Source organism: Streptomyces sp. NPDC047706, from assembly GCF_043204795.1.
In the GTDB taxonomy this organism is placed as follows: Bacteria; Actinomycetota; Actinomycetes; order Streptomycetales; family Streptomycetaceae; genus Streptomyces.
This window is the reverse complement of the sequence record NZ_JBIDCW010000023.1, coordinates 22,495-40,742: the sequence shown is the minus strand read 5'-3', so window position 1 is coordinate 40,742 and position 18,248 is coordinate 22,495. Positions and strand designations below refer to the sequence as shown.

Sequence of the window (18,248 nt, the reverse complement as noted above, 5' to 3'; positions counted from 1 at the left end):
GGGTGGCGACAGGCAGGCCGCCGCCGGGTGTGACGCCGCTCGCCCCCCACCCCCACCTGATGTGGGGGGGGGTGGCGCTGGGGGTATGCCGCTGCCGCGGAATCGCACCTGCGGCCCCGGCTCCCGACTGCGCCGCCCTACCGGTCGGAGCTGCGGCCGCCGCTCCCCACGGCGCCGCCCTTGGCTCCGCCGCCCGGCGTCCGGCGGCCGCCGGACGCGCGGCCGGCCTTGCCGGAGGCAGCGCCGTTCGCCGTACGGCCCCCGGACTGGCGGTCCGACCGGCGGCCGCCGGTTCCGAGGGCACCGCCCGTCGCCCCGCCGGAGCCGGTCCGGCGAGCCGAGTCGCGGCCACCGGTCGCGGAGGAGCCGCCGGACGCTGTCGCCCCGGCCGCGGCCCGGCGGTCCGACCCCCGGCTGCCCGTACCGGTCGCGGCGCCTGTCGCCGCCTTGGCCGCGCCGGCGCTTCGGCGTCCGCGGTCCCCGGGCCGGCTGCCGGTCCTGCGGGCCGGGCGGGACGCGGTCGGTGCCGCCGGCTGAGGGACCTCGATGGTCACGGCCACGCCGGACGGCTCGCGTGCGCCGGTGATGGCGGCCAGTTCCGCATCGCTCGCCCCGGCCGTCCGGGGGCGGATGCCCGCGTCCGACATGAGCCGCGCGACGTCGCGCTTCTGGGTGGGCAGGACCAGTGTGACCACACTGCCGGAGCCCCCGGCGCGGGCGGTGCGGCCGCCCCGGTGGAGGTAGTCCTTGTGGTCGGCGGGAGGATCGACGTTCACGACCAGGTCGAGGTCGTCGATGTGTATGCCCCTGGCCGCGACGTTCGTGGCCACCAAGGCGGTGACCTGACCGTTCTTGAACTGCTCCAGGGTGCGATTGCGCTGCGGCTGGGACCGGCCGCCGTGCAGGGCCGCCGCTCGGACGCCGACGGCCAGCAGCCGCTTGGCGAGCCGGTCCGCGGACCTCTTGGTGTCGAGGAAGAGGATGACCCGGCCGTCACGGGCCGCGATGCGCGTGGTGACGGTCTTCTTGACGGTCTCGTCCTGGATGTGGAGCACGTGGTGCTCCATCGTCGTCACCGCTCCGGCGGACGGGTCCACGGAGTGGACAACCGGGTCGGTCAGGAAGCGCTGCACCAGGCGATCGATGTTGCGGTCCAGGGTGGCCGAGAAGAGCATGCGCTGTCCGTCGGGCCGTACTTGCTGGATCAGTTTCGTGATCTGTGGCAGGAAGCCCATGTCGGTCATCTGGTCGGCCTCGTCCAGCACCGTGATGCCTACGTCGCCGAGTACGCAGTCACCGCGCTCCACAAGGTCGTTGAGCCTGCCGGGACTGGCGACGACCACCTCCGCGCCGCGCCGGAGGGCACTCGCCTGCTTGGTGATGGACAGCCCACCGACCACGGTGGTCAGCCGGAGGTTCACCGCCGTCGCGTAAGGGGTCAGCGCGTCGGTCACCTGCTGGGCGAGTTCACGCGTGGGCACCAGCACCAGGGCGAGGGGCGCCGTGGGCTTCGCGCGCAGTCCGGCCGTCCGGGCCAGCAGCGCCAACCCGAACGCGAGGGTCTTGCCCGAGCCGGTACGTCCCCGTCCCAGCAGGTCGCGGCCTGCGAGTGAGTTGGGCAGTGTGGCTGCCTGGATGGGGAAGGGCGTGGTCACGCCTTGCGCGGTGAGGGTCTTCAGCAGCCCTGCCGGCATGTCCAGACCGGCGAAGTCCTCGACGGCGGGTAGTGCGGGCGTCGTGCTTTCCGGCAGCCGGAACTCACTCGGCGACGACGCGGACTGCCGGGGCGACGTGGCGCGCCGGTTCGGCTTCTGGGGCCTGCGGGACATGCAGTGTTCTGCCTTCCTGGAAACAGCACAAACCGGGGTCCGCACCGTGACGGTGCAAACCCCGGTGAGCGGATACGCGCGCCCGGCGATCAGGCGGGGACGATGTTCTCCGCCTGGGGGCCCTTCTGGCCCTGAGTGACGTCGAAGGAGACCCGCTGGCCCTCCTGGAGCTCACGGAAGCCCTGCGTCGCGATGTTCGAGTAGTGGGCGAAGACGTCGGGGCCGCCGCCGTCCTGCTCGATGAATCCGAAACCCTTTTCGGAGTTGAACCACTTGACGGTTCCCTGTGCCATGAGCTGCTCCTTCCGTAGGCAGAGGCCCCATCCGGAGACGCCGGAAAACAAATAATGCGCCTGCAGGAGAAACATTCCCGTCAGGCGCACACAGGTTCATGGGTACCACAACTGCAACAGCGGCAGCCTAGCACGGCTCGGCGGCTGATGCGGGGTGCCCCCACGAGCCGGCCGACCACCGGCGGACCCGGGCGCCCCGCGCATGCCCTCGAAGCGCGTCGCGGTGCGGAAAACTCGCTGGACATCGTCCCTGCCGGCGGCAAACGTGTCGGTATGCAGCAGGAGCAGATCTGGGACGCCGGTGCGGCGCAGCGCTACGACACGCCTGGCTCCGGCATGTTCGCGCCCGAGGTCCTCGGGCCCACCGTCGGCCGGCTCGTCCAGCTCGCGGCGGACGGAGCGGCACTCGAGTTCGCCATCGGGACCGGCCGGGTAGCCGTCCCGCTCGCCGAACAGGGTGTCTCCGTCACCGGCATCGAGCTGTCGGTGCCGATGGTGGAGCAACTGCGGACCAAGGCCGACGAAGCGTCGATTCCAGTGATCATCGGTGATATGGCGACCACCGCCGCCCCCGGGAAGTACGCGCTCGTCTATCTCGTCTTCAACACGATCTCCAACCTGCTCACGCAGGATGAGCAGGTCGAGTGCTTCCGCAACGCCGCCCGCCACCTCTCACCCGGGGGACGGTTCGTGATCGAGCTCTGGGTACCCGAGCTGCGCAAGCTCCCGCCGGGCCGGGCGGCCACCGTCGGGCAGTGCGAGCCCGGCTACATCGCTTTGGACACCTACGACGTCCTGCGCCAGCACGTGGTGTCGCACCACTTCCACTTCGACGAGTCCGAGCAGGCGCGCCTGTACCGCACCCCGCATCGCTACATCTGGCCGGCCGAACTCGACCTCATGGCTCAGCTGGCCGGCTTCGAGCTGGAGACACGGCATGCGGACTGGGCCGGCACCCCGTTCACCGCCGAGTCACGCTCGCACGTCTCCGTGTACCGGATCCCGCCGATGCCGTGACACCGCCTGATCCACGCCGGCTGACCGGGGCGTGGATCTGCCAGAAGGGCTGCGCGGGGCGGGAGTTCACGACTGGTGACGGCAGGTCACCTGGCCGGCCGGTCGCGGTCAGAGTGGAGCGCCGCCGAAGCCGATCTCGTTGCCGTCGGGGTCCCGGTAGGTGACCTTGCGCACGCCGTTGGAGTAGGTCTCGCGACTCGTGGGCTCCACTCCCCGACCGGTGATCCCGGCGATGCGCGCGTCGAGATCGTCGACGAACACGGTGTGCAGGGCATGACCGGCGCGCCCGGGCCGAAGCTCGATGTACACGTACCGGTGCTCCGCGAGCTCCCAGACGGCTTCCCTGTCGTTCGGGACGAACGCCGCAGGGGAGCCGAGCAGCCGCTCGTACCAGTCCAGCGCCGCCGGGTAGTCGTTGACCGGAATGCCCGCGAAGAGGTCGACAGCCATGAAGCACATGGTAGGGAGTGACCGAGAGGAACGGCTCCTGCGACCACTTCACGGCAAACGGTGTCCTGGACAAGCAGCCCCACGGTCAGACCGCGCCACCGCACCTCGCCCTCGGCGAGCACGGCCGGCAGGGTTCGACTTCCCGGCCCCGTTCCCATCGGTCACGAGCAGCCGGTCGTGCTCGGACACCTTCACGCTCATGCGTGCGAGACGCCCCGGGACCCGCACCCCGTCCAGGGATAGGAGCGGGCCGTCCCCGGCGGTGGGCGCGGCGAGCGCCGTACTCGCGAAGAGGGCCTGTCTCTCGCCCTCCCCGGTGTACGGGGTCAGGTGCCGCGGTCGCGTTCCCGGACATCACGTTGCCGTGCGACGGGGCGCTTGACGGAGCTAACGCCGATCACTGTCGCCGGCCTGCTGCTTTCTCGTGGCCCGCAGACTGGTGAAGGTCGTGACGGCCAGGACCAGCACGATGAAGGCCAGCGAGAACGGAATGCTGATCTCCGGGACGTGGACCCCGGACTCGTGCAGGGCGTGGAGCACCAGCTTGACGCCGATGAAGCCCAGGATGATCGACAGGCCGTACGACAGGTGGACCAGCTTCTCCAGCAGGCCGCCGATCAGGAAGTACAGCTGTCTGAGGCCCATCAGCGCGAAGGCGTTGGCGGTGAACACGATGTAGGGGTCCTGGGTCAGGCCGTAGATGGCGGGGATGGAGTCCAGCGCGAACAGCACGTCGGTGGAACCGATGGCGAGCATCACGACCAGCATCGGGGTCATGACCCGCTTGCCGTCCTGCTTGATCCACAACTTGGTGCCGTGATAGCGGTCGGCCACTCCGAAGCGCCGCTCTGCTGCCTTGAGCAGCTTGTTCTCCTGGTACTCCTCCTCGTGCTCCTCCTTTCGCGCGTCCTGGATCAGCTTCCACGCCGTCCAGATCAGAAAGGCCCCGAAGATGTAGAACACCCACGAGAACGCCGAGATGATCGCCGCGCCGGCCGCGATGAAACCGGCCCGCAGCACCAGCGCCACCAGGACACCGACCATCAGCACCCGCTGCTGGTACTGCGCCGGCACCGCGAACTTCCCCATGATCAGCACGAAGACGAACAGGTTGTCGACGCTCAACGACTTCTCGGTGATGTACCCGGCGAAGAACTCCCCCGCCGGCCCGCCCCCGCCGTAGAAGCCCAGGAACACCCCGAACGCGCAGGCCAGCACGATCCATACGACCGTCCAGGTACCGGCTTCCCTGATCGACACCTCGTGGGGCTTACGGCCGATGAAGAAGTCGACGGCGACGAGGGCACAGAGGACGGCGACGGTCAGCAGCCAGACGGTCGGGGAGACGTTCATCGGTCCACTCCAGGTGCTGATGAGACCGGCGGCATTGCCGGGCTGCTTGCCGAGTTCCACGCGGAACAGGCGAACAAGACGTCCGGGTGATGCAAGGGGGTGACTCGGGAGCGGGCTCCTCGAAGAAGCGGAGTCCGACCAGACAGGCGATACCCCTCAGCGCGTCCGGCATCGTCGCGGGTGTGTCACCGAGCCGGTCGACTCGGCGTACTCCCCGAGGCTGCCGGTCCCTCCGGTCGTGCGCAGCCGGTCGACCCGTGGCAGGAGAAGTGCAGCAGGATCGTGTCGCCGGAACTGCGCTCGGTGGAGTGTTCCTCGATCCGCGCAGAGATTTCGTGCGCCGGTTCGTTGCGCCCGACCGCGACGCGAAACCACCGCTGCCGGGTATCGCCCAGGACGTCGGCGAGGGCTTCGGCCTCCTGCGCCGGTGCCTTCAGCGCGAGCCGAGGCCTGGGCCGGGCCTGCCGCCGGGCTCGGACCCCGGCTCGGTCGTGGTCAGGTCCCCACCGTGGAGTGGCGGCGGAGGAACACGTCGAACGCCTCCGCCACCTGCTGGTCCGTCGCCTCGGACAGCTCCAGCACGTCGTCGTCGAAGGTCAGGCGCAGGGACGGACGCCTGCCATGGCAGCGGCCCCACCAGTCGCGGACGACGTTCAGCACCTGGCTCAGATCGGTGGCAGTCGCACCCAGGTTCACCAGCAGCGCGCCGATCAAGGCGACCTCGCCCGCCCTTGCGCCGGGCGGGACCGGCGGACCGGGGACGGCCGTCACATCGTCCACATCGAGCTGGAGCAATTCCTCACGGAGATAGCCGGTGAGCTTCGCGATGTGCTCGGCTTTCGCCCCCTCCTCGGACAGGAGAATCTGCAACTGAGTTTCCACCGGGAGCCCCTTCGTTCGTGCTCGTCGGGGCGGCGCGGGTTCCGGACGTCGATGGGCCCGCGCCCTTTACATCCAGTCTCTGCCGTCCGCTTTCGGGTGGCAAACTTGCCTGTGAGCCAGCGTGATTGACGTTTCAACCGGAACCGCTCGGGTGAGTTCTGCGCCGGCAACGACATGCCGGCTGCGGACGGTCACGGCCACTCACGCCGAGCTCCGGGCACCCGGCTGGGACGGACGGGCTCGGCGGACACCTCGGGCGGGGCGCGGGTGCCTCAGCCGGCGGGGAGCGCCTCGGTGACAGCGGGATCAGCCCCGCCACCCGGCCGCTCCGCCGGGGTGGCGTCGCCTCCGGCGCCGGGTCGTCTACTCCGCCGCCACGATGCGCTCCACCGCGGCCGTCACCAGTTGTTCGCGCTCCGCCTCCGTGAAGACGTCCGGCAGGGTGAGCTGCTCGACGATCAGCCAGTTGAGCGTCAGCATGAGCAGCTTGACGGCCATGGCGTCGCCAGGGAGGCCGGAACCCTCGTGGTGGGCGACGTTGGCGTCGACGTCGGCCCGGACCCGCTCGGTGAGGACCCTGCGCAGTTCGGGTCGGCGGGTGGCCTCGAGGCGGAGTTCCAGCAGCGCGAGGTAACCGGTGCGGAACGAGGCGACGCGGCCTACGAGTTCGCGCATCAGTGCGCCGTAGGTCTCCCGGTCACGGTCGGCCGCCTGATGGCGGGCGATCGTGGCCTCGTCGGGCTGGAGTCGCTCGTAGACCCGTGCACCGGCCTGGGTGAACAGGTCGTCGCGGCTGGTGAAGTAGTTGGACGCCGTGCCGACGGGAACGGCCGCCTCGGTATCGACGGCCCGGAAGGTCAGGCCGCGTGCGCCTTCTCGGGCCAGTACCTCGATCGCCGCGTCGACGAGCGCAGCGCGTCGCTGGTCGTTCCGTCTCACCATCGACACCACTCCAGGCGCAGTACTACGTTCAAACCACTCCAGGCAGAGTAGTGCATCTGGGGGGATCGCTGCGCGAGGGGACCCGGTGCACCACGCCGGCCTCACGCAGGGCCGACGGGCAAGGGATCAGAGAGGCTGAAGCCGGGTCTGCAGGAGGCAGAACTCATTGCCTTCCGGGTCGGACAGGACATGCCAGCTCTCGCTGCCGGTCTGGCCGACATCGACGGGCCTGGCGCCGAGGGCGAGCAGTCGCTCCAGCTCGGCGTCCTGGTCGCGGTCGGTGGCATTGACGTCGATGTGCAGTCGGAGCTTGCCGGATCGCCGGTCGGCGCTGGGACTGAGCACGAGGGTGGGCAGCGGGCCGCCGAAGCCGACGCCGGACGGCCCGATCTCGATGCTTCCGTCATCCTCCCGGCCGAGTTCGACGTAGCCGAGGACCTCGCTCCAGAACACGGCGAGGCGTTCGGGGTCGGCGGCGTCGATGACCAACTCACTGATGCGGCATGCCATGCCCGCGAGTGTAGGCAGCCGGCCCAGGAGGCGCATCGTCCGCAGGGGCTGAAGTCCGCCGGTCTGCGCTCCCTCACCGACGAGCAGTGGGAGTTGCCCGACGCCTCCGACGCGATCGTCTTCGGCTCGCCGACCTCACTCGGCCCTCGCCCCGGCAACGAGCATCGCGCTCCGGTCCCGGGTGAGCGTCCTCGCGGTCGCGAGGATTATCCTCTTCGTGCGGATAATAGGTGACGCATTCCACCCCGCGGAGCCAGCCCTCCGAGAGGTGTGATGCGCGTCCGGCGATCGGGGCGCCGGCCTTCTCGAGCGGTGCACCGAACCAGCAGCTGCGTGGAGTGGACATGAGGGTTCCGCAGAACCGGAGTCCAGCGCCATGGGCACGTCACGCCCCTGGCCCCGGAAGCGCGAGGACCGGGCGAGGGCCTGGCCCCGGGAGCCGTGCCGGTGCTGAGAACGCCCGGCAGGAGCATCCAGGCGCGAGCCGCCGGGCCCAGGATGAGCGCGCGAAGACGGGCCTGGACGCGCTGCCTCGGCCCGTGGCGGCTGTGGTGGGCGCCGGTGGTGTGCTGGGAGCGGCGCATGTGGGGGTCGGGTACGCGCTGGAGCAGCGCGGCTTCGCTCCCGACATGATCGTGGGCACCTCGGTGGGCGCGCTGAACGGAGCCATCGCTGCCGCGCATCCCGACGAGGCCGCTCCGTGGCTCGACAACGTGTGGACCCAGTTGCGGCGCCGTGACGTGTATCAGCTCGGCTACCTGTCCTCACGGGCGAGCCTTTTCACCGACCGGGGCCTGCGCCGGCTGATCGCGGGGTCCGGGCTGCCGTCCCGGATCGAGGAACTGGTCGTGCCCTTCACCGCGGTGGCCATGGACCTGGCCACCGGGGCTCCCGCGTTGCTCGACCACGGGGACCTCCAGTCCGCGCTGCTGGCCAGTGCGGCCATCCCCGGGATGCTGCCCCCGGTGGAGCGTGCTGGGCGGACCCTCGTCGACGGCGGAGTGGTCGCCTACGTTCCCGTGCATGCGGCCCTGCAGGCCGGGGCGGCCAGCGTGGTGGTGTTGTCGACCGGGCCGGAAAGCGCGCCTTTGAGCCCGGACATCCCACGCCGGCGTGCGGGCGCCATCGCGGCGCGGGCCGGGCTGCTGCTGTTGCACCACCAGATCCAGCGCGACCTGCGCGAGGTGTCCCGGCACATCCCGACGGTGGTGCTTCCGACCGGTATCGACGCCTGGCCCTCACCCTGGGACTTCAGCCATTCCAAACGGCTGATCAGCACCGCGGCACTCGCGGCCGGGGACTTCCTGGACAGCCTGCGCATCGACGGGCCGGGCCTGTACCAGGGCGGCGACCTCGTCACAGCGCCGACCGGTCCGGGCGCGGGCCCGCAGGGTTCCGGCGGGCCGCCGGCCTCCTTCGTCCAGGGAGGCGGCCCGTGAGCACCATCGCCTTCCTCAACATCGCCATGCGGGGCCACATCAACCCGACCCTGCCGATCGTGGCGGAACTCGTCCGGCGCGGCCACCGCGTCACATACCACACCTCGCCCGCGTTCCAGGACGAGATCCAGGCCACCGGCGCGAATGTGCTCCTCCACCCCGGGGGCGACCGGCCGATCGCCGATCCGCCGATGCCGGTCACGCTGATGGAGGGACTCACCCGCACCGCCGTCCGCCTGCTGCCAGGCGTCCTGTCCGACCTGCGAGGCATCCGGCCCGACCTGATCGTCCACGACAACGCCTGCCCGTGGGGCGCCATCGCCGCCCGCGAGCTCGGGGTGCCGGTGGCGTCGTCCTTCACCACCTTCGCGTACAACCGGAGGGTGCCCAGCCCCACCAGCGGTTCCTGGGCACTGCTGGCCTCGGCCGCGGCACACACCCGCAACGTGCGGGGCTATCTGCGGGCGCGCCTGGAGTTGCGCCGCCGTTATGACACCCGGGGGCTGCCCCCGCTCGACCTGGGGAATATTCGCCAGGCCCTCAACCTGGTGTACACCTCGCGGGCGTTCCAGCCCGGCAGCGACGGCGTCGACTCCTCGTACCGGTTCGTCGGGCCCAGCATCGGTGCCCGCCCGGCCGACCCCTCGTTCCCCGTCGAGGACCTGCGCGGCCCGGTGCTGTACGCGTCGCTCGGCACGCTCTTCGGCGCCGGCCCGGCTTTGCTGCGCTCCTTCGCCACCGCGCTCGCCCCGCTGGGCGGGACCGTGATCGTCTCCACCGGGCGCACCGATCCCGAGGCGCTCGGCCCGTTGCCGGCCCAGGTGCTCGCCCGCCGCTCCGTGCCCCAGCTTCAAGTTCTGGAACGTGCCGCCCTGTTCGTCACCCACGGCGGGATGAACAGCGTCAACGAGGCCCTGTACACCGGAGTTCCGATGCTGGTGATCCCGCAGGGCGCCGACCAGCCGCTGGTGGCCCGTCGTGTGGTCGAACTCGGCGCCGGTCTGTCGATCCGCAACCACGACGTCACCGAGAGCTCCGTCCGCGCCCTCGCCCGGCGTCTGCTCGACGAACCCCGGTTCCGGGCGGCGGCGGGAACCCTGCGTGCCGCACAGCACGAGGCCGGCGGCTACGAGCGCGCCGCCGACGAACTCGAGCGGTATCTGCGGCAGTCCGGCCCGGTCGGTCGTCCGGCTCCGGCTCCGCTCGATCCGTCACAGCGAGGCTGAGTGATGTCACCCGTCGTCGTCATCCTGCTGTTGCTCGCCGGAGTCTCGGAGGCCGCCGGGCGCGTCGTGCCCCTGGCGGTGCGCCGCCCCGGCGTGTCGCGAAGCCACCTGATCAGCCTGCTGGTGACGGGCGGAGTCGTCGAGGCGGTCGTGTTCGGGCTCTGGCCGCTGACCGCATGGGCCCTGGCCGGCTTCGTGCTTGCCTCCCCGCCTCCGGGCGACGGCCTGCTGTGGACGCCGGGCCTGGTGGCTCCGCTGGTGTTCACCGCAGTCCTCGCGTTCCCACTGCTCGGACCGTTCCTCCACCTGCTGCTCCTCGTGGGGGTGGGTGTGACGCTGACCGGCCCCTTCGCCGGGGCGACCGGGCTCGGCTGGTGGACGGCCGCCGCAGGCCTGGCCGTCGCCGGAGTCGGCCTCGGACTCGCTGTGGAGGCCGTCCGACGGCTGGTCGTGTGGCTGAGCGTGCCCCGCAGGCCGGAGCCGGTCGCATGAACGAACTGCTCCTGTGGGTGTGCGGTGGAATCGGGACCGCCTTGATCGCCGAGGCGCTGCTCGCCCGCTACGAGGTGCTGGTGTACGGCGCCGGCTGGCGGGCGCCGACCACCGAACTCCCCGCCGGTACTCCTTACGCCCGGGGTGCGGCCCCCGATGCCCCTCCCGGCGCGTACCTGGTCTTCCTGGACGGCATCGGCAAACGCCGCGTACGCGACAGCCGGGACGGTGGCGAACTGGTCAGGGCCCTGATCGCCAAGGCGCCGGAGCTCCGGGTCCTCGGCCAGGTGCAGCCGTACTCGCCGCTGGCCGATCCGCTCGCCGACCGGCCGGTCTGGGCGTGGCTGCGCCGCCGTGCCGGCCTGCTGCTGTTCCTGCACAACGTGATGCAGATCTTCGTCGCCGCGGACCGGCGCTACCGGCCGCTGTACAACCGCGCCGTCGGCAGTCAGACAGCCGCACAACTCCGGCTCGCCGGCTACCGGCCCGACAGCGGCATCCCCGTGGTGCTGCTCAGTTACAGCGGCGGTGCCCAGGTCGCCACCGGCGCCGTGGAGGAACTGCACACCCGACTGCGCGCCCCGCTGCTGCTGGTCACGCTCGGCGGGTTCCACAACGGCGCGAACGATCTCACGTACGCCGAGCGGCTGCACCGGCTCACCAGCGCGAACGACCGCATCGAGCGGGTCGGCACCTGGATCTTCCCGCAGCGCTGGCGGCTGTGCCGGCGCAGCGGATGGAACCGGGCCGTCCGTGCCGGGAAGGTCATCGGGCACCGGCTCGACCCGGCAACCCACGTGGGCCCCCTCAGCTACATCAGCCCCAAGGCGCTACTGCCCGACGGCCGCAGTCATCTGGACCGCACGGCCGACACAGTGATCGAGGTCGTCCGGGCCCGCGAAGGGGTGATCCCGCCCCCGGCGTCGGCAGGCGGCCCGCACTCGGGCGACGGCGCGGCCTGACGAGCCGCCCCGCGACCGGGTGCGGCAAACCGGGTGTCCGCAGCGTCGTCGGCGGCTGCGTTGTGGAACGCGACAGCCGGGTGCCCGGGGCTGCGCACATGGGGGGAGAGACATGAAGCGGCTGACCAGGCTCGGCACGGCGGTGGCGGTCGGCGCGGCGGCGTTGCTGCTCGCCGGCTGCGGCACCCCGACCGACTACAGCGAGGTCGTCACGTTCACCGACGAGCACGGCCGCCTCTGCACCGCGGCCGTGGTCGTCGACCAGGAACAGAACCAGCGCGACGACTACGAGATCGCCGGCCTCGACCGCGACTACCCTCCGCAGGGCCGCACTCCTGGGCCCACCCGCTACTCCCCCCTGCCGCCACGGGCCGTCGAGTGAGCTAGGCGCAGGGGAAGTCCGTGTCCGGCAGGCGGCCCGCGGTCGCCTGCCGGGTGCGCGCGGTCAGCGGCGGCGGACGGTGATCTTGTGATCGGCGGTGACGCTGTTCACGGTCACGCGCAGGACCGTCGACGGTGTGCGCCGCCGGGGATGTGCTGCCGATGCCGGTTCCGTGCGGGCAGGGCAGGCGTGGGTGCCCTGCCCGGGGCCGGTTTCAGTGGTGACGGGCCCCGGATCGGGTCTCGGGTGATGCCGCCTCAGGCGCGGTGGCGGAGGGCGAGGGTCCAGGTGTCCACCGTGCAGCGGCCGGTCTCGTCCGCGTGCTGCCCGGCGACGACCACGGCGACCCGGTCACCGTCCCACCGCAGCGCCCGCGTCGTCCGCGCCCCGATGTCCGCCGAAGCGCCGGCGAGTTCGGCGAGGACGGCGCTGTCGAGCCTGCGGCCCACCGCGCGGACCACTCCGCCGTCGAGGACCAGGATCGTACCGTCGGGCAGGACCAGCGGCTCGGGCGGCAGCGGGTCGGTCAGGCGCGGGCCGCGCTCCACGACTCCGCCGGGCAGGAGCCGGACGACCCGGCCGCTGGTCGGCACGTTGCGGTCGGCTTCGACGACGCGCAGACCGGTGCCGACGACGTAGTGGCCGTAGGAGCGCCAGTTGTCCGTCCGGGTGCCGTCCCGGTCGTACTCCCAGGTGTCGAAGACGTCGTAGCCCTCCAGCCCGAGCACGAAGCGGCCGCCTCCCCGCGCGGCGGCGCGCTCCCCGCGCAAATCGGCGACGAGCCGCCCGTCCGCCATGTCGAGGAGCAGCGCCGGACCGAGGTTGCCCCAGGGCGTGTACTCCAGGGAGTCCGTGGTGACGAGCACCCGGTCGCCGGACAGGTGGGCGGCATTGGGCCGCCCGCCGCAGCGGTGCGTCCAGCAGGTCCGGCCGGTGGCGTCGACACAGCTGACCGACCCGACGGCGCCGAGGATGCGCAGCCCGTCCCGGCGCGCCAGCGGCTCCTGCGGGCACGGGGACCGCTTGTACGGCGGCTCCCCGACCGCGCGCCGGTGGTCCACGACCTCGGCGACCCAGGCGGCGGCGCTCCCGCCCCGCGCTCCCCCACCCGTGTCCCACCTCGACATGCCGGGGATCGTAGCGGAACGCGCGCCACGGGCATCCCGGTCCGGACAGAAGGCGGTGGGCGGTCGTCAGTCCTCAGCCCGTGCTGGTCCACGCATCCGGGCGGGGCGTCAGCACCGCCGAGGCGACAGCGCCGGACGAGGCCACGACGTCCGTCACGAATCGCAGGCGTCCGACGCCGAGTTGTCGCAGCCCCCGCCCGTGGTCGGCGGCGACGACGAGGCACACCGCGACCAGAAGGAGCCGCCACAGGGCCATCACCGGACGGCGCGTGACGCGGGGCAGCTCGGCGAGCGAGTCGTGCAGTCGCTCGCAGTGGAAGGGGACATGGCGCTGTTCGTCGGCCAGGATCCGCCCGGCGATGTCCGTGACGAGCGGGTCGTCGGTGCCGTCGCGCAGAGCCCGGTAGTAACGCAGCGCGACCACTTCCGCGATCAGCAGCACCAGGAGTTCCATGCGCAGTCCCAGCAGGCGCCGCAGCCTGACGAATACCGTGTCGCTCCAGTGGCCCGTCAGCGCCGGTACACCGCCCGCGGCCAGCAGCCGGGCCAGGAGGCGGGCGTGGTTCTGCTCCTCGGCGACGAAGAGCCGCACGGCCTGGGCGTAGTCGTCGTCGCCGGCCTCGTCCGCCTTGGCGACGAGGTTGGCGCCGTCACCGTCCTCGCCCACCTGGAAGCGCTGAACGCCGGCCCACACCGCGGGATGCAGGGTCGCGCGGTGCCCCCAGTCCGGGTCATCGAGAGCAACCCTGCGCGCACGTTCGTCCTCGAACTGCCTTGTCCACTTGGCGAAGCCGCTCGTCCGCACCCGGGCTCCCCTCTCCCGGGCACGGCCGGCGCGCCCTGGAGAGGGACGACGCGTGCGCGCACCGAACAGTTCCACGGCTGCCCGGTACCGGGACTTGCTCCCCGCCCGCCACCGGGGCCGACGCGCACGCCGGCGTCAGGGACCGGGGAGAAAGTGTTCGCGCACGAGGATGACCTGGTCGATCCACTCGTCCAGTACCTCCTCGTCACGGGTGGTGACCCGGCACGAGTGGGAGACGCCGTCGGCGAGGTGCACGGTCACGGTGAGGCCGAGTCCGCGCCCCTTCTCGTCGTAGGTGACTGCGCGGACGGCGCTCCAGGAGAGATGGGTGGTACGTCCGTTGTTGCCGAGTGAGATGCCGTCCGTGTCCGCCACCACGGCGTTCCTGCGGTCCATGGCGAGGAGCTGCGGCTCCTCGGTGCCCGCATCCGCCGTGGGTGGCAGCTTCGGGGTGCCGGAGGGTACGCAGGGATCGGCGGCGGTGGCGCGGAGGGGACCACCGAGGTGGGCCGGTAGCCGTCGGACCGCTGCTGGTCTTCGGGGGGCGCGAGCGTGTTCAGCAGTTGCTCGGAGGTGGGCCGCTGCTCGGGCGACTTGGCCATGCAGGCGGCGACGACGCCGCGCGGAGGGCACGGCGGTCAGGTCGGGCTCGTGGTGCACCGACCGGTACATCATCGCCGCCGGGGTGCCCTCTCCGAAAGCACTGCCACCGGCGGCGGCGACGAGGACCGCGCCCAGTGCGAAGACGTCCGCCGCCGGGGAGACCGGGTGTCCCTCGGCCTGCTCGGGGGCCAGGAATCCCGGGGTGCCCACGGCGATACCGGTGACCGTCAGGCGTGAGCCCTCCACGGCCCGCGCGATACCGAAGTCCACGACTCGCGGACCGTCGTGGGCCATGATGATGTTGCCGGGCTTCAGGTCACGGTGGACGAGCCCGCAGTCGTGGATGGCCTGCAGGGCTTCGGCCAGGGCAAGCCCGAGCTGCCGCAGGGCCATGCCTCCCATCGGCCCCTGGGCGGCGAGGAGTTCGGCGAGCGTCGGGCCGGGAACGTAGGCGGTCGCCAGCCACGGCGCCGAGGCGTCGGGATCGGCGTCGACGACCGGCGCCGTGTGGAAGCCCCCACGGCACGCGCCGCGGTGATCTCCGCGCGGAACCGTTCGCGGAACCCCGGATCCTGTGCCAGCTCCGGCTTGGCGACCTTCACGGCCACCGGGCGTCCGCCCCGCGAGCGCGCGAGACACACGGTGCCCATCCCGCCCTCGCCGAGCACCCGCTCGATCACGTACGTACCCATCCGCCGCACACCGGCCCCTTCCCCGGGCACCACCCTAGAGCAGCCGAGGCCCCTGGAGCGGTGACCTTCCCTCTGCGCTGCCGGCCAGGTCCGGCCGGCGTGAGCCGTTCGGCTTGACCTTGACACGGTGGCAAGGCCTTCACTGCGGGCAAGGAGGTGGCCGATGATCGCGCCGCAGGAGGACACGAACACGATGCGAGCTCTGCAGGGACTGGACGACAGCAACCCGTCGGTGCGGCTGCGGGCGGCGCTGGCGGTGGGCACGGCTCCGGACGTCCGGTTCGTCGGCAAACTCGTCGAAAGAAGCGCGGTCGAGCCTGAGTTCTACGTGCGGGACATGCTGACCTGGGCACTCACCCGGCACTCGCCGTCGATCACGGTCCCCCTGCTCATCGAGGAGCTCCGCTCGGACGTTGCGCAGGCACGCAGTCAGGCTCTGCACACCCTGTCCAAGGCCGGCGATCGGCGAGCGTGGCCGGCGATCACACGGGACCTGCTGACCGACGCCGACGACGAGGTCGCGAGAAGCGCCTGGCGGGCAGCCGTCGTACTGGTGCCCCCGGGTGCGCAAGCCGGACTGGCTGAAGTACTGGCGACCCAACTCGGGCGTGGCGAGCGGGAGACACAGCTGAGTCTCAGCCGGGCTCTGTCCGCGCTCGGTGAGGTGGTCATGCCGGTCCTGCGCGCCGCGACGACCGATGCGGAGCCGCATGTGCGTGAGCACGCGATCGCCACGGAACGGCTGGTGCGCGACCCGGATGCCGGAATCGGTTTCGCGATCGAGGAGGCGAAGCGCATCGTAGCCCTGGGAAGGAGCGGTCACGAGGGGTGATGGGCAGTGTTGATCGGTGATGTGGCACAGCGGTCCGGGGTCAGCGCCCGCATGCTCAGGCATTACGAGTCGCTCGGCCTTCTGCGGCCCGCGGGACGGACCGATGCCGGATACCGGGAGTACGCCGGCGAGGACATCCGGCGAATCTTCCATATCGAGAGCCTGCGGTCACTCGGTCTGTCGCTGCGCGAGGTCGGGCGCGCGTTGGACGATCCCGGCTTCGAGCCCGCGGAGCTCGTCGAGGATCTGATCCGCCGGACACGGGAACGCATCGCGAGTGAGACGGAGCTTCTCACTCGACTCGGCCGGATCGGTGCCGCGGAACCCGCCGGCTGGGAGGACGTGCTCCGAATCGTCGCGCTCCTCCAGGCCCTGGGTTCAGAGAGTGCCGGAAGGCGCCAGCGTGCGGCCCTTTCCGCGGTCGAAGGAGCTGCGGTGCCCGTGGAGGCCGTGGTGGAGGCGGCGCTGAGCGAGTCCGACCCGATCGTCGCCGGCGCCCTTCGATGGGCGCTGGCTCAGTCGGGCGGCGGAGCACTGGCACTTCTGGCGGAGGGGCTGCGCTCACCGACGGCGGAGGTCCGCAAGCGCGCCGTCCAGTCCATCGCCGACATTCCGGCCGGCGAGGCGACCGCGCTACTGCGGAGTGCCCTGACGGACACCGACGTCACGGTCCGCCGGTGTGCGGCTCTTGAGCTCGGGGCACGCGGGGTGGCCGACGCGGTCCCGACGCTCCTGGACATGATCGTCGATGAGGTGAACGACGTGGACGCGGCTGACGCCCTGAGCGGGCTGGCGAGTGATCCGGCGATGGCGGATCAGATCTCCGCCCGGCTCGTTGAGCGTCTCGGCCGGGCCACCATGGGAGCGTCCGCACGCCGGCGGCTGGCACAGGCGCTCGCGGAAATCCCGGGGGACGGGGCGTCTCGTGCCCTGGCCGGCCTGTCACACGACGAGGATCGGGCGGTTGCGCTCACGGCGACGTACATTCTCGGGCTGCGCGGTGCGCGATAGGGGGCTTCTCGCTGCTGACCCCCTCGAAGGGCCGTCGGGCATCGGGCAGCGCCGTCCTCCGGCTCGGCGGTGCGCCGTCCTCCGGCTCGGCAGTGCGCCGTCCTGCAGGCTCGCTGATGCACCGGTCCTGCCGATCCGCGGAGCGCCGTCCCCCCAGCTCGCCGGTACGCCCGTCCTGCCGATCCGCGGAGCGCCGTCCCCCCAGCTCGCCGGTACGCCCGTCCTACCGATCCGCGGAGCGCCGTCCCCCCGGCTCGCCGGTACGCCCGTCCTGCCGATCCGCGGAGCGCCGTCCTTGCTGACCGGCCGGGGACGACCTGCGGCACATCCCGTTCCGTACCCTGGCGGCATGCGCATGCGCCCCACCCTGAGCTGGATCCCTTCCGAGGACCTGCCGCCGGGCACCACAGACCTGGAACCGATCGCCGGCGCGCTGAGCACCGGCCGTGTTCTGGTGCTCAGCGGGGCCGGCATCTCCACGGAGTCGGGCATCCCCGACTACCGCGGCGAGGGCGGGAGCTTGAGCCGGCACACCCCGATGACCTACCAGGACTTCACGGCCGACGCCCAGGCCCGGCGCCGGTACTGGGCGCGCAGCCACCTCGGCTGGCGTACCTTCGGCCGCGCCCGCCCCAACGCGGGGCACCGGGCCGTCGCCGCGTTCGGGCGGCACGGCCTGCTCACGGGCGTGATCACCCAGAACGTCGACGGACTGCACCAGGCCGCGGGCAGCGAGGGCGTCGTGGAACTCCACGGAAGCCTGGCCCGGGTCGTCTGCCTGTCCTGCGGCGCCTTCAGCCCACGCCACGAGCTCGCCCGGCGCCTGGAGGAGGCGAACGTGGGCTTCGAGCCGGTGGCCGCCGGAATCAACCCGGACGGCGACGCCGACCTCACCGCCGCACAGGTCGGCGACTTCCGCGTGGTGCCCTGCACGCGCTGCGGCGGCGTTCTCAAACCGGACGTGGTGTTCTTCGGGGAGAACGTTCCGCCGCGGCGGGTCGAGCACTGCCGCGACCTGGTCGGTGAGGCGGCCTCGCTGCTTGTCCTGGGGTCTTCACTGACGGTGATGTCCGGGCTCCGATTCGTCCGTCAGGCGGCGCAGGCCGGGAAGCCGGTGCTGATCATCAATCGGGATCCGACCCGGGGTGACCGGCACGCCCTCACCCGGGCCGCACTCCCTCTGGGCGCGGCCCTCGCCTCCGTGGCCGCGCGGCTGGACATCCCCGTCGACGGCCAGGCGGCTCCCCCGGTCGTGCGGGGCACATGAGCGGGGCCGTTCCGGGGCGGCCGTCGGGGGTGGCGGAACACTCGAGGTCCGGCCCGACCCACGTGGCTGACGATCTGTCAGGCGAGTCCGGCGGCTTCTCGCCCCTCCCCTCGGGCAGCTCGGCGCTCGCGGTT

Annotated in this window: 19 protein-coding genes; 9 read left to right on the top strand and 10 right to left on the bottom strand. The window is 71.8% G+C overall.

Annotation, left to right across the window (positions count from 1 at the left end):
* Nucleotides 1–137 precede the first annotated feature (137 nt).
* Complete coding sequence (locus ACGF8A_RS25305; RefSeq protein WP_393111890.1) at nt 138–1,829, bottom strand: DEAD/DEAH box helicase; 1,692 nt, start codon at nt 1,827–1,829, stop codon at nt 138–140.
* 89 nt (nt 1,830–1,918) lie between these two features.
* Nucleotides 1,919–2,122 carry a cold-shock protein gene (locus ACGF8A_RS25300; RefSeq protein ID WP_007502648.1) on the bottom strand — a complete coding sequence of 68 codons (204 nt, stop codon included), beginning with the start codon at nt 2,120–2,122 and terminating at the stop codon, nt 1,919–1,921.
* Nucleotides 2,123–2,395: 273 nt separating this feature from the next.
* Here ACGF8A_RS25300 and ACGF8A_RS25295 point away from each other — a divergent pair, with 273 nt between their 5' ends.
* Nucleotides 2,396–3,139, top strand: a complete 744-nt coding sequence (locus ACGF8A_RS25295) for a class I SAM-dependent methyltransferase (protein WP_393111888.1) — start codon at nt 2,396–2,398, stop codon at nt 3,137–3,139.
* Nucleotides 3,140–3,247: 108 nt separating this feature from the next.
* On the opposite strand, the gene ACGF8A_RS25290 is transcribed toward ACGF8A_RS25295, so the two are convergent.
* The 5 genes from ACGF8A_RS25290 to ACGF8A_RS25270 all read right to left on the bottom strand — a co-directional run bounded on the left by ACGF8A_RS25290 (nt 3,248) and on the right by ACGF8A_RS25270 (nt 7,276).
* Nucleotides 3,248–3,589: a VOC family protein gene (locus ACGF8A_RS25290; protein WP_393111886.1), complete on the bottom strand. Its 342-nt coding sequence runs from the start codon at nt 3,587–3,589 to the stop codon at nt 3,248–3,250.
* A 387-nt stretch (nt 3,590–3,976) separates the two neighbouring features.
* Nucleotides 3,977–4,942: a TerC family protein gene (locus ACGF8A_RS25285; protein WP_393112062.1), complete on the bottom strand. Its 966-nt coding sequence runs from the start codon at nt 4,940–4,942 to the stop codon at nt 3,977–3,979.
* Between the two features lie 495 nt (nt 4,943–5,437).
* Nucleotides 5,438–5,824, bottom strand: coding sequence for a hypothetical protein (locus ACGF8A_RS25280; RefSeq protein WP_393111884.1), 387 nt, complete (start codon nt 5,822–5,824; stop codon nt 5,438–5,440).
* A 363-nt stretch (nt 5,825–6,187) separates the two neighbouring features.
* Nucleotides 6,188–6,766: a TetR/AcrR family transcriptional regulator gene (locus ACGF8A_RS25275; RefSeq protein WP_393111882.1), complete on the bottom strand. Its 579-nt coding sequence runs from the start codon at nt 6,764–6,766 to the stop codon at nt 6,188–6,190.
* Nucleotides 6,767–6,892: 126 nt separating this feature from the next.
* Complete coding sequence (locus ACGF8A_RS25270; RefSeq protein ID WP_393111880.1) at nt 6,893–7,276, bottom strand: VOC family protein; 384 nt, start codon at nt 7,274–7,276, stop codon at nt 6,893–6,895.
* A 539-nt stretch (nt 7,277–7,815) separates the two neighbouring features.
* On the opposite strand from ACGF8A_RS25270, the gene ACGF8A_RS25265 reads away from it, so the two are divergent.
* The 5 genes from ACGF8A_RS25265 to ACGF8A_RS25245 all read left to right on the top strand — a co-directional run bounded on the left by ACGF8A_RS25265 (nt 7,816) and on the right by ACGF8A_RS25245 (nt 11,777).
* Entirely contained in the window at nt 7,816–8,715 is a 900-nt protein-coding gene (locus ACGF8A_RS25265; RefSeq protein WP_393111878.1) for a patatin-like phospholipase family protein, read from the top strand.
* Nucleotides 8,712–9,941, top strand: coding sequence for a macrolide family glycosyltransferase (locus ACGF8A_RS25260; protein WP_393111876.1), 1,230 nt, complete (start codon nt 8,712–8,714; stop codon nt 9,939–9,941). The genes ACGF8A_RS25265 and ACGF8A_RS25260 overlap by 4 nt, the downstream gene beginning before the upstream one ends.
* 3 nt (nt 9,942–9,944) lie before the next feature.
* Nucleotides 9,945–10,433 carry a hypothetical protein gene (locus ACGF8A_RS25255; RefSeq protein WP_393111874.1) on the top strand — a complete coding sequence of 163 codons (489 nt, stop codon included), beginning with the start codon at nt 9,945–9,947 and terminating at the stop codon, nt 10,431–10,433.
* Nucleotides 10,430–11,395 (top strand): hypothetical protein, encoded by a 966-nt coding sequence (locus tag ACGF8A_RS25250; protein WP_393111872.1) that lies wholly within the window; start codon nt 10,430–10,432, stop codon nt 11,393–11,395. Before ACGF8A_RS25255 ends, ACGF8A_RS25250 begins: the two co-directional genes overlap by 4 nt.
* A gap of 112 nt (nt 11,396–11,507) precedes the next feature.
* Nucleotides 11,508–11,777, top strand: a complete 270-nt coding sequence (locus ACGF8A_RS25245; protein ID WP_393111870.1) for a hypothetical protein — start codon at nt 11,508–11,510, stop codon at nt 11,775–11,777.
* Between the two features lie 257 nt (nt 11,778–12,034).
* Here ACGF8A_RS25245 and ACGF8A_RS25240 read toward each other — a convergent pair whose 3' ends face one another.
* From ACGF8A_RS25240 to ACGF8A_RS25230, 3 genes are all read right to left on the bottom strand, one after another.
* On the bottom strand, nt 12,035–12,904 hold the full coding sequence (locus tag ACGF8A_RS25240) for a hypothetical protein (RefSeq protein WP_393111868.1): 870 nt from the start codon (nt 12,902–12,904) through the stop codon (nt 12,035–12,037).
* A 73-nt stretch (nt 12,905–12,977) separates the two neighbouring features.
* A complete protein-coding gene (locus ACGF8A_RS25235; protein ID WP_393111866.1) occupies nt 12,978–13,709 on the bottom strand; it encodes a ferritin-like domain-containing protein in 732 nt (243 codons plus the stop codon).
* Between the two features lie 135 nt (nt 13,710–13,844).
* Complete coding sequence (locus ACGF8A_RS25230; protein ID WP_393111864.1) at nt 13,845–14,951, bottom strand: protein kinase; 1,107 nt, start codon at nt 14,949–14,951, stop codon at nt 13,845–13,847.
* Nucleotides 14,952–15,167: 216 nt separating this feature from the next.
* On the opposite strand from ACGF8A_RS25230, the gene ACGF8A_RS25225 reads away from it, so the two are divergent.
* From ACGF8A_RS25225 to ACGF8A_RS25215, 3 genes are all read left to right on the top strand, one after another.
* Nucleotides 15,168–15,836: a HEAT repeat domain-containing protein gene (locus ACGF8A_RS25225; protein WP_393111862.1), complete on the top strand. Its 669-nt coding sequence runs from the start codon at nt 15,168–15,170 to the stop codon at nt 15,834–15,836.
* A 6-nt stretch (nt 15,837–15,842) separates the two neighbouring features.
* Nucleotides 15,843–16,847 (top strand): HEAT repeat domain-containing protein, encoded by a 1,005-nt coding sequence (locus tag ACGF8A_RS25220; protein WP_393111860.1) that lies wholly within the window; start codon nt 15,843–15,845, stop codon nt 16,845–16,847.
* A 349-nt stretch (nt 16,848–17,196) separates the two neighbouring features.
* Nucleotides 17,197–18,114 carry an NAD-dependent protein deacetylase gene (locus ACGF8A_RS25215; RefSeq protein ID WP_393111858.1) on the top strand — a complete coding sequence of 306 codons (918 nt, stop codon included), beginning with the start codon at nt 17,197–17,199 and terminating at the stop codon, nt 18,112–18,114.
* Nucleotides 18,115–18,248: the final 134 nt, after the last annotated feature.

What these genes read in the sequence shown, in the direction of transcription:
- ACGF8A_RS25305 (WP_393111890.1), bottom strand. Translation starts at nt 1,829, where the DNA reads ATGTCCCGCAGGCCCCAGAAGCCGAACCGGCGCGCCACGTCGCCCCGG.
- ACGF8A_RS25300 (WP_007502648.1), bottom strand. Translation starts at nt 2,122, where the DNA reads ATGGCACAGGGAACCGTCAAGTGGTTCAACTCCGAAAAGGGTTTCGGA.
- ACGF8A_RS25295 (WP_393111888.1), top strand. Translation starts at nt 2,396, where the DNA reads ATGCAGCAGGAGCAGATCTGGGACGCCGGTGCGGCGCAGCGCTACGAC.
- ACGF8A_RS25290 (WP_393111886.1), bottom strand. Translation starts at nt 3,589, where the DNA reads ATGGCTGTCGACCTCTTCGCGGGCATTCCGGTCAACGACTACCCGGCG.
- ACGF8A_RS25285 (WP_393112062.1), bottom strand. Translation starts at nt 4,942, where the DNA reads ATGAACGTCTCCCCGACCGTCTGGCTGCTGACCGTCGCCGTCCTCTGT.
- ACGF8A_RS25275 (WP_393111882.1), bottom strand. Translation starts at nt 6,766, where the DNA reads ATGGTGAGACGGAACGACCAGCGACGCGCTGCGCTCGTCGACGCGGCG.
- ACGF8A_RS25270 (WP_393111880.1), bottom strand. Translation starts at nt 7,276, where the DNA reads ATGGCATGCCGCATCAGTGAGTTGGTCATCGACGCCGCCGACCCCGAA.
- ACGF8A_RS25255 (WP_393111874.1), top strand. Translation starts at nt 9,945, where the DNA reads ATGTCACCCGTCGTCGTCATCCTGCTGTTGCTCGCCGGAGTCTCGGAG.
- ACGF8A_RS25250 (WP_393111872.1), top strand. Translation starts at nt 10,430, where the DNA reads ATGAACGAACTGCTCCTGTGGGTGTGCGGTGGAATCGGGACCGCCTTG.
- ACGF8A_RS25245 (WP_393111870.1), top strand. Translation starts at nt 11,508, where the DNA reads ATGAAGCGGCTGACCAGGCTCGGCACGGCGGTGGCGGTCGGCGCGGCG.
- ACGF8A_RS25240 (WP_393111868.1), bottom strand. Translation starts at nt 12,904, where the DNA reads ATGTCGAGGTGGGACACGGGTGGGGGAGCGCGGGGCGGGAGCGCCGCC.
- ACGF8A_RS25225 (WP_393111862.1), top strand. Translation starts at nt 15,168, where the DNA reads ATGATCGCGCCGCAGGAGGACACGAACACGATGCGAGCTCTGCAGGGA.
- ACGF8A_RS25215 (WP_393111858.1), top strand. Translation starts at nt 17,197, where the DNA reads ATGCGCATGCGCCCCACCCTGAGCTGGATCCCTTCCGAGGACCTGCCG.